The sequence below is a fragment of the Bradyrhizobium lablabi genome, assembly GCF_018129385.1.
In the GTDB taxonomy this organism is placed as follows: Bacteria; Pseudomonadota; Alphaproteobacteria; order Rhizobiales; family Xanthobacteraceae; genus Bradyrhizobium; species Bradyrhizobium lablabi_C.
Genome location: NZ_JAFCLN010000013.1, coordinates 174,032 through 183,513, shown reverse-complemented (window position 1 = coordinate 183,513; position 9,482 = coordinate 174,032). Strand labels below are relative to the sequence as shown.

Genomic DNA, 9,482 nt, shown 5'->3' with positions numbered 1-9,482 from the left:
CTGAACAAGCGCGTCCACCGCATCCCATCCCAACGTTTGGTGGCGATGGCCAACGCCCCTCCTCGGGGATGAGGTGCCGCTGTTATAATTCTGATTTGCCGAAATTGGCAAGAGGATTATTTTTGCGCGAGGGGCTTGACATGACTTCCGATAATCAGAATCCGATTTGCCCGACAGAGAAAACAACCTGATCCGCCTGAAGAAATCGCTACAGAGTCCGCTGCATCCGGTCCTGCGCGTATGCAAGATATTTTTTAACGAAGGTACGGAACTCGGCATCGCCTTGCACGAGCGCGAGGTCATGTTGCTGACGCAATTCCTGTCTTAACGGGCGACAACGAAGAACGGTGCGAGGACCGCCCTGGTCCCCACAACGGTTCCGCTGCCAGCGTTGGCGCGAGTCCGCAAGAAATTGGCGCAAGTTCGTAAACGCATCCGCGTTCGCTTGACCATGTTTGCGGCCTCGGGAACCGAGCGTCCAGAAAATCAATCAAGGAGCTATGATGTCGTCTCGCTCGAGCGTCGCAATTTGCGGCGCCCTGGTGGCACTTGCCATATCTGTTACGGTTGCTCGAAGTGAAGTTGGCCGAAGAGAAGCTGCAGTTCATTCAAGCGACGTTGTCGAAGAAGCCTGTGGGGATCCAATCGTCGGCGCCGCATCCACGTACAATCCGTTCAAGCCCGGATGGCGGGAGGGCGGCCCGAACACCGCCTCCGGCGAACGCTATGATCCCTCTGTCTGGGCGGCTGCCATCAAGACGAGCTTGCGCGAGAAATTCGGTGGCGTCCTGTATGGCGCGAGGCCGAAATTCGCCCTCGTCGAAGCTGTCGGCAAGAAGGTCATCGTCAAGATCAATGACGTGGGTCCGCTGACGCCGGGCCGCATCATTGATCTCAACGAGCGGACGATGCGTTATTTCGATCCGAGCATGGAGCGCGGCGTAATCCCTGGCGTAATTGTTACGCCGCTTGCCGGCGACTATTGGATTCCCGGACCGGTTGGCTGAACATTTCGAGCGAACGAGCGAGCAAGGCGCTGGGGAGTGGGAGCGCCTTCCGTAATTTTCCGCCGAAGCCGACGAAGTCCTCCGGCGAGCGGGGCGTCCCGTCATCACTTGCCCGCCGCCACCCGCGGCGGCCGCACCACGGTGACGGTGCATGGCGCCTCCCCCGCCACTTTTGACGACACGCTGCCGAGCAGCGAACGCATGAAGGAGTTCTGCCGTGCGCCGATCACGATGCGGTCGACCTGGTTGACGACAGCGAATTCGAGGATCGCGGATGCGGGATCGATCGCCTCCAGCACATGCACGGTCAGCCTGCCTTCGTCGAGCTTGAGCGGCTGTGCCCAGTGCTGCAGCGCGATCATGCGCTCAATGTGCTTGTTCTTGCCTTCCTCATCCAGCGTCCGGTCGATGGTGACCCGGCCCAGCTTCAGCACGTTGACGCAAGCAAGGCGGGCCGACGGCAAGGTTGCCAGCACCTGTTCGGCGATCACCCGCATCGCATCGGTCAATGACTGCGAGTCATCCGTGAAATCCAGCGCCACCATCACGATCGGACTGGCGGCAAGCTGCGCAGCGACGTCGGATTTGGCGCGCGGAATAGCCACACCGCGATTGAAGCGGCGGCGCCAGACCGTGGTGAGCGGATCGCGCTTCAGACGTTCCGCCCGTCCGGTCAGTTTGACTTGATCCGGGTTGCCGAGATCGAAGGCGAGTTGCGCCGCCGTCGGATAGCGCCATGCCGGCTCGATCTCCAGACAGTGCAGCACGATCTCCTGTAACCAGGGCGGATAGTCCGCGCGCAGTTTTCGCGGAGGATGCGGATCGCGCCACAGCCGGCGGCGCATGCCGCGCAAGGTTTCGGTCTCGCCGAACGGACGCTCGCCCGTCGTGAAGAAATAGAGCAGCACGCCAAGCGAAAAAATATCGCTGCGCGGGTCATCGCGCACACCGAGCAGGCGTTCCGGCGCCATGTAGGGTGCGGTGCCGTAGGGCAAGCGGAATTCTTCCTGCAACAGATCGGGCAGATGGTTGTGATGCGACAGGCCGAAATCGATCAGCACGGCTTTATCGGTATCACGGAACATCACGCTGCTCGGCTTGAGGTCGTGATGAATGACGTTCTGCCGGTGCAGGTCAGCCAGTGCGGCGGCGATCCTGACGCCGAGCACCCTCGCCTCCTCGTAAGGCAGCGGCAGATCGTCGAGCCGGTGGTACAGCGTCTTGCCCGGGATGCGTTCCATCGCGACATAGGCCTGGCGCGCGAAATCGCCGCTGCCGAAACATTGCGGCACATGCGGTCCCGACAGCCGCGGCAAAATCATCTGCTCCATCTCGAAGCTGACGATGGCGGCGGGATCCTCGCCCTCGGAGATCCGCGGCACCTTGATCAGCAGCGGCACATCGATGCCCGGACAGGTTGCGGTCCAGAGCGTTGCCATGCCGCCGGCATGAACCTGTTCGCCGATCGTAAAGCCGTCAATGACGGCGCCGGGCGCGATCGGAGGGCCTGCCATCGCCTAGCGCCCCACCGACAGGCGATCGGCCAGAAAGGGCGGCAGGCCGTTGTCGCGGATTTTCCGTGCAGCGGTTGCGATATCGTATGCCACGCGAAGATAGGTGATCTCCCGCTTCTCCGTCTCGTACATCGCAAAGGCTGCCGCGGGATTGCCGTCGCGCGGCTGGCCGACCGAGCCAAGCACTGCGAGCCAGCGCCGGCCGCGCAGTAACTGCACCGGCACGCCGGTGACGGGAACGAAGCTCGTGATCTTTTCCGTCGCCGACATCGAATAGAGCGCCGGCTGGTGGATATGGCCGCAGAACGTGATTTGCGCGTCAGCGGCCTGCATGCTGCGGCCGGCGCTGAAGGCATCATGAACGTAACGCCATCGTGGCGGGTCGGAGGCTTCGGAATGCACGTAGAGGTGATCCCCTTCCGAGCGCGTGAACGGCAACTCCGCGAGAAAGCGACGCTGCGCCTCGCCCAGCCGGCCGCGCGTCCATTCGATCGCCGCCTGCGCTACCGGGTTCATGCTTTCGGCGGAGGTGGAAATCGCGTTGTCATGATTGCCGCGCACGATCAGGGCCCCGGCCTCGACGAGGCTCATCACGGTGTCGACGGCCCACTCGGGATCGGCGCCATAGCCGACGACGTCGCCAAGGCAGATCATCCGCTCGGCGCCCTGCGCGCGCGCGGCATCGAGACAGGCGGTAAAGGCCTCCCGGTTGGCATGGATGTCGGCGAAGATGGCGAGCCGCAAAAGTTTCCTCCGCTGCGACGTCAACAAACCGGCAGAAACCGGCGTCCCGCGCGTGGCTTGTTCATGCTATTATGTCGGGAGAACAAGAGAACAGGGAGGACACCATGAATCATACCATGGTTCCCAGTGATCGCGTGGAGCACGTCGCCGTCTACGGACGCGACGGCTTGAAACTCGGCAACATCGAACGGCTGATGCTCGACAAGGCGAGCGGAACGGTCACCTACGCGGTGATCAAGACCGGCGGCCTGCTGGGCAGCCACCACCACTATCCCGTGCCATGGGGAGCGTTGCGGTACGATACCGGGCGCCAGGCCTTTCAGACCGAGCTGACACTGGAGGAGTTGCGCACCGGCCCGTCCGAATTCGACGGCGACGCCTTCGACTGGGGCGACCGCTCGCGGTCGTACCCGCACCCGCAGTACTGGTCGGTCTAGGCAGGTCGATGAATTTCAGGCCTAGAGCAGGATGACTTTTCTTCGAATCGTCATCCCGCTCTATCTTTTTGTTTGAGCATGATCTTTTCGGAAAACCGGTATCCACTTTTCCGGATCATGCTCTAGCGCTTGCAGGCTTCCAGGCCCTTGAGCAGCAGCGCCAGCAGCGCGTCGATCCGCGCAGGCTTTGCCGGATCGTTCCATTCGTCGGAATGGGCGGGGTGGTGATATCGGACGGTGGCGTCGAACACCGCGCGGGCGGCTGCCTTCGCGTCGGCGACCTCGAAAACGCCCTGCTTCACGCCGTCCGAGATGATGTGGGCGACCTGCTCGACCAGGAGCTCCTTGTGCGCCTTGACCACCTCGCAGGCGTCCTGCGCCAGCGCCAGATAGGTCCGGAACATCTCGGGGTCTTCGCAGACCTTGCTGTATTTGATCTCGATCATGGTGCGCAGCCACTTGTCCAGCCGCTCCGGCGCGGGACCATCGGCCTCCGCGATCTCGGCGAGCGGTGCGTTGGCGCGATCCAGCCAGCGCTTGGCGACGGCCTGGCGAAGCGAGGCCTTGCTCGGAAAATGGCGGTAGACGCTGCCGTGGCTCACATCGAGCGCACGGGCAACGTCAACCACGGTGGCTTTGGCCAGGCCAAAGCGGCGCAACACGTCTTCGGTGGCTTCGAGAATCCGCTCGGGGGTCAGGACGACGACTTCATTCATGAAGATACCCTCCGCGTCTCGTTGAACCGGCTGCGGCGTTAGCGGCTGAACCGGGCGGCCTGTGTCTCAAGATGGCGGGCAACCTGCTGATTGAGCCAGTGCTGGAGCTGAGCGGCCAGGGAAAAGATTTCGATGGTCATGATCTTAAGTCCTTTCGAGTTTCGGTCTCGCCGTTCGAACGGCCGGCGAGCTACCGGGACAGCGGGCTTTTTGTTTTTTGTGATGATCCCGCCCCGAATCTGGCGACGGGCCATGCCTGCTGTCGGAAGTGGATATAGCCTATCTCGCTGACAGATTTCAATATCTGTTAGTCAATATTCTGTGATTTTGGGCTTGTAGGGCAACTCCAAGCGCCGCCGGCGTACCCAGGCTTGTCTTGGGCAGGCACGCCTTCCCCGGCGATGAAACAAAGACGTGGATGGCTGGGGCACGCCCGGCCATGACGGGAAAAGCAATTCGTATTCAAGCCATTAGCCGTCCGAAATGACCCACCAAATACGCTTTCTCGGTTTGTCTCGCCTGCCCCGCTCTGCTACATCACGGCGTAACCCCCAACGTCAGGCAAATCGATGATCCCCCGCTATACCCGCCCGGAGATGGCTTCCATCTGGGAGGCCCAGACGCGTTTCAAGATCTGGTTCGAGATCGAAGCGCATGCAGCGGATGCGTTGGCGGAACTCGGCACGATCCCGAAAGAGGCTGCCAAGACGATCTGGGCCAAGGGCAAGGACGCCGTCTTCGACGTGGCGCGGATCGACGAGATCGAGCGCGAGACCAAGCATGACGTGATCGCCTTCCTGACGCACCTGGCCGAAATCGTCGGCCCCGAGGCGCGGTTCGTGCATCAGGGCATGACCTCGTCCGACGTGCTCGACACCTGCCTGAACGTGCAGTTGACGCGCGCCGCGGATCTTCTGATCGCCGACATCGACAAGGTGCTGGCGGCGCTGAAAAAGCGCGCCTTCGAGCACAAGATGACGCCGACCATCGGCCGCTCGCACGGCATCCATGCCGAGCCTGTCACCTTTGGCCTGAAGCTCGCCTATGCCTATGCGGAATTTTCGCGCGGGCGCGAACGGCTCGTTGCGGCGCGCAAAGAGGTCGCGACCTGCGCGATCTCGGGCGCGGTCGGCACCTTTGCGCAGATCGATCCGCGGGTGGAAGAGCATGTCGCCAAGGCGATGGGGCTGGCGCCGGAGCCGGTCTCCACGCAAGTGATCCCGCGCGACCGCCATGCGATGTATTTTGCCACGCTCGGCGTGGTGGCCGCTTCCGTGGAGCGGCTCGCGGTGGAAATCCGCCATCTCCAGCGCACCGAGGTGCTGGAGGCGGAAGAGTTTTTCTCCGAAGGCCAAAAGGGCTCGTCGGCGATGCCGCACAAGCGCAACCCGGTGCTGTCGGAAAACCTCTCCGGCCTGTCGCGCATGGTGCGCGCCTATGTGACGCCGGCGCTGGAGAACGTCGTGCTCTGGCACGAGCGCGATATCTCGCATTCTTCCGCCGAGCGCATGATGGGCCCCGACGCCACCGTGACGCTCGATTTTGCGCTGATCCGCCTTGCCGGCTTGATCGAGAAGCTTCTGGTCTATCCGCAGAACATGCAAAAAAATCTCGACCGGCTCGGCGGCCTCGTGCATTCGCAGCGCCTCCTGATCGCGCTGACGCAAAAGGGCGCCAGCCGCGAGGACGCCTATAAATACGTGCAGCGCAACGCCATGCCGGTGTGGCGCGGCGAAGGCGATTTCCAGACGCTGCTGAAGAAAGACGCGGACGTGAAAAAGTATCTCAGCGATGCCGAGATCGCAGAGCAGTTCGACCTCGGCTATCACTTCAAGCACGTCGACACGATCTTTCGGCGCGTGTTCGGCGAGGCGTAAGGCGCGCCGGGTGGCCGCGTATCAGGCAAAAACAACTGATCGCGGCCTGCAAATCGGCTAGACTGGCGCCGTGGCAGCGCCTCCCACGATTCTCGTATTCGATTCCGGCCTCGGCGGGCTCACCGTGCTGCGCCAGATCGTGGCCGCGCGGCCGGACGCGCATTTTGTCTATGTCGCCGACGATGCGTTCTTTCCCTACGGCCAGCACAGCGAAGAGGCGATCATCGGCCGCGTGGTGCCGCTGATCGGGGAATTGATCGCGGCGCATGCGCCCGCTCTCGTTACCATCGCCTGCAACACGGCCTCGACACTTGTGATGGCGCATCTGCGCGAGCGGTACAAAGTGCCATTCGTCGGGACGGTGCCAGCGATCAAGCCGGCCTGCGCCAGCTCGAAGACAAAGCGCGTCTCGGTACTCGGCACCCGGGGCACGGTGAAGCGCGAATACACCAGAAAACTGATCCAGGATTTTGCGCAGGGCTGCGAGGTGACGCTGGTCGGCTCGCCCGAACTGGCCTCGCTTGCGGAAGCTGCGCTCAACGGCAGCGCCGTTCACGATGCCGAGATCGCAGCCGAGATCGCACCGTGCTTTGTCGGAGACGGCGAGGCGCGCACCGATACGGTGGTGCTGGCCTGCACGCATTATCCGCTGCTGATGGAGCGCCTCGTGCGGCTGGCGCCCTGGCCGGTCGCCTGGATCGATCCGGCGCCCGCGATCGCGCGGCGTGTCGTCGATTTGCTAGGCCCTGCCGGCGGCGCTGCCTATGAGGCCGGGGCAGAGATGGTGTTCACTTCCAGGCGAGCGCACACGCTGAACCAGGCCTTGATGCCGTTTTTCGGCGGGCGCGTCCCGGCGTGACCTGATAGTTTCCGGGCGACACGAAGTGCCGGAGTTCAACCTTGACCGCAAAAGCCCCGCTCAACCGCCTGAAAAAACTCTGGCGGGAAGGACGTCCGACGTTCGGCGCGATCGCGACCATCCCGTCGGTGCAGACCGTGCAGATCATGGCGCAGTCGCTCGACTGGATCATCGTCGATCTCGAGCACGGCCCGATCGATCTTGGCAGCGCACATGCGATGATCGTGGCGACATCAGGAACGCCGTGCGTGCCGATGGTGCGGATCGCTGCCAACGAGCCGTGGCTGGCCAAGGCGCCGATGGACATCGGCGCACTCGGCATCAATTTTCCGATGATCTGTAGCCGCGCGGATGCGGAGAAGGCGGTGCGCAGCGTGCGCTATCCGCCCAGGGGCGAGCGGCTGTGGGGCCCCTTCCACGCGCCGTTCCGCTGGGGCGTCTCGATGGCCGATTACATGGCAAGCGCCGATGACGACATGGTCTGCATCGTCACCATCGAACATGTCGAAGCGGTCAACCGCATCGACGAGATCATGGCTACCCCTGGCATCGATCTCGCCGTGATCGGGCCCGGCGATCTTGCCACCTCCATCAACAAGCGCGGCCTGCCCGATGACCCCGAGGTGGTCGAGCTGATGAAGCGCGCGGAAGCCGGTATCTTGAAAAGCGGCGTGCCGATCGGCGGGGTGGCGCGCACCGCGGAAGCGGCGAATGCGATGATCGCGCGCGGCTATGTCGCGCTGGCGCTCGGCTTTGACTGGTCGCTGTTTCAGCGCGGGATTGCGGCGAGCCTGGATGGGATCAAGCGCTGGTGAGTTGTCAGCGCCGACGGCGCGGCTAATCTCCCGCGCCTAACGGAGAAAATCATGAACAAGAAACTTGTACTTGGACTTTCCGTTGTTGCGATTGCATTCGCCGGCGTGGCCGTCGCCCAGCAGAGCGGCATCAAGCGCACGCCGCTGCAAAAGCTCGACTTCCCGCCCGGCTACAACACCGTCACGGCGATTGCGGAAGTGCCCGCCGGCGGCTCAGCCGGACGGCATACCCATCCCGGCGCCGAGACCGGTTATGTGCTGGAGGGCGAGGTTGAACTCGTGATCGACGGCAAGCCGCCGATGAAGATCAAGGCCGGCGAATCCTACCAGATCCCGGAGGGCGCCGTTCACGACGCCAAGGCCGGGGATAAGCCCATCAAGGTGCTGGGGATTTACGTCGTGAAGGCCGGCGAGCCACTGGCCAAGCCGGCGCCGTAACCAAACGGTTCCGAACCGGGGGCGATTTGGGGGCGAAATCGCCGATTTTTGGCGCAAAGTCCCTTGTCTTTCGTTTGACAGCCGGGCCGTTTCTGCTAGAAACCGCCCTGCTCGCGGGCCGGTTTTCGGCCCGCGTTGCGTTTCGCGACCCGTGGTTCGCTTTCGAGCTTTCGAGGCGGACCTGTCGGCTCCGGGAATTCCTGGGGCACAGGAGGGCGCGTTTCCTCAAAACCCAAACCTAGACGCAGAGGACGCGATGACAAAGCGCAGTGAGGCGAAATACAAGATCGATCGCCGTATGGGCCAGAACATCTGGGGCCGCCCGAAGAGCCCCGTGAACCGCAGGGAATACGGCCCCGGCCAGCATGGCCAGCGTCGCAAGGGCAAGCTTTCGGACTTCGGCGTGCAGCTCCGCGCCAAGCAGAAGCTCAAGGGCTATTACGCCAACATCAGCGAGCGCCAGTTCCACGGCATCTATGTCGAGGCCGGCCGCCTCAAGGGCGACACCGGTGAGAACCTGATCGGCCTGCTGGAGCGCCGTCTCGACACCGTCATCTATCGCGCGAAGTTCGTGTCCACGATGTTCGCCGCGCGCCAGTTCATCAACCACGGCCACGTCAAGGTGAACGGCCGCCGCGTCAACATCGGTAGCTACAAGCTGAAGGTCGGCGACACCATCGAGGTCAAGGAATCCTCCAAGCAACTCACCCCGGTGCTGGAAGCCATCCAGCTCCCCGAGCGCGACGTGCCGGATTTTCTCGAGGTCGATCACTCCAAGATGACGGCAAAATTCGTCCGCATCCCCGGCCTCTCCGACGTGCCGTTCCCGGTGCAGATGGAGCCGCACCTGATCGTTGAATTCTATTCGCGCTGATTGCTTTGGCGTGAAAACGGTATCAAAGGCCCCGGTTTTGCCGGGGCTTTTTTTGTGCTATACAGCGCTCATGTCACAGACGACCAAAAAGCCTGCCCGAGTTATGCCGTCCGCCACTCCTACTGAAGCGGAACTTGCTGCTTGGGCCGCCTTGCCACGCGACGAACAGGTGCGCAGGTATCAGGAAGCGCTTGCGCATCC

11 protein-coding genes are annotated in these 9,482 nt (G+C 62.8%); 8 read left to right on the top strand and 3 right to left on the bottom strand.

All coding sequences use genetic code 11. From position 1 onward, the window contains the following. The first annotated feature begins 166 nt into the window (after window positions 1-166). Complete coding sequence (locus JQ628_RS23310) at window positions 167-328, top strand: hypothetical protein (RefSeq protein ID WP_212225649.1); 162 nt, start codon at window positions 167-169, stop codon at window positions 326-328. 172 nt (window positions 329-500) lie between these two features. Then, complete coding sequence (locus tag JQ628_RS23305) at window positions 501-1,007, top strand: septal ring lytic transglycosylase RlpA family protein (RefSeq protein ID WP_212225647.1); 507 nt, start codon at window positions 501-503, stop codon at window positions 1,005-1,007. A 104-nt stretch (window positions 1,008-1,111) separates the two neighbouring features. Here JQ628_RS23305 and JQ628_RS23300 read toward each other — a convergent pair whose 3' ends face one another. Together JQ628_RS23300 and JQ628_RS23295 are read right to left on the bottom strand one after the other, a co-directional pair. Then, on the bottom strand, window positions 1,112-2,521 hold the full coding sequence (locus tag JQ628_RS23300) for a serine/threonine protein kinase (protein ID WP_212225646.1): 1,410 nt from the start codon (window positions 2,519-2,521) through the stop codon (window positions 1,112-1,114). A gap of 3 nt (window positions 2,522-2,524) precedes the next feature. Beyond that, window positions 2,525-3,265 (bottom strand): metallophosphoesterase family protein, encoded by a 741-nt coding sequence (locus JQ628_RS23295; RefSeq protein WP_212225645.1) that lies wholly within the window; start codon window positions 3,263-3,265, stop codon window positions 2,525-2,527. A 104-nt stretch (window positions 3,266-3,369) separates the two neighbouring features. Between JQ628_RS23295 and JQ628_RS23290 the strand changes: the two genes are divergently transcribed. After that, window positions 3,370-3,702 carry a PRC-barrel domain-containing protein gene (locus JQ628_RS23290; RefSeq protein ID WP_212225644.1) on the top strand — a complete coding sequence of 111 codons (333 nt, stop codon included), beginning with the start codon at window positions 3,370-3,372 and terminating at the stop codon, window positions 3,700-3,702. 122 nt (window positions 3,703-3,824) lie between these two features. Here JQ628_RS23290 and JQ628_RS23285 read toward each other — a convergent pair whose 3' ends face one another. Then, the gene (locus JQ628_RS23285) at window positions 3,825-4,418 is read right to left on the bottom strand and encodes a TetR/AcrR family transcriptional regulator (protein WP_212225643.1); all 594 of its coding nucleotides are present in this window, start codon (window positions 4,416-4,418) and stop codon (window positions 3,825-3,827) included. Window positions 4,419-4,987: 569 nt separating this feature from the next. On the opposite strand from JQ628_RS23285, the gene purB reads away from it, so the two are divergent. The 5 genes from purB (at window position 4,988) to rpsD (ending at window position 9,281) form a co-directional block, all read left to right on the top strand. Further along, window positions 4,988-6,295 carry an adenylosuccinate lyase gene (gene purB, locus JQ628_RS23280; RefSeq protein ID WP_212225642.1) on the top strand — a complete coding sequence of 436 codons (1,308 nt, stop codon included), beginning with the start codon at window positions 4,988-4,990 and terminating at the stop codon, window positions 6,293-6,295. Window positions 6,296-6,365: 70 nt separating this feature from the next. Then, window positions 6,366-7,154, top strand: coding sequence for a glutamate racemase (gene murI, locus JQ628_RS23275; protein ID WP_212225641.1), 789 nt, complete (start codon window positions 6,366-6,368; stop codon window positions 7,152-7,154). Window positions 7,155-7,195: 41 nt separating this feature from the next. Next, entirely contained in the window at window positions 7,196-7,969 is a 774-nt protein-coding gene (locus JQ628_RS23270; protein ID WP_212225639.1) for an HpcH/HpaI aldolase family protein, read from the top strand. 51 nt (window positions 7,970-8,020) lie between these two features. Then, the gene (locus tag JQ628_RS23265; protein WP_212225638.1) at window positions 8,021-8,407 is read left to right on the top strand and encodes a cupin domain-containing protein; all 387 of its coding nucleotides are present in this window, start codon (window positions 8,021-8,023) and stop codon (window positions 8,405-8,407) included. A 256-nt stretch (window positions 8,408-8,663) separates the two neighbouring features. Continuing rightward, a complete protein-coding gene (gene rpsD, locus JQ628_RS23260; RefSeq protein WP_212225637.1) occupies window positions 8,664-9,281 on the top strand; it encodes a 30S ribosomal protein S4 in 618 nt (205 codons plus the stop codon). Window positions 9,282-9,482: the final 201 nt, after the last annotated feature.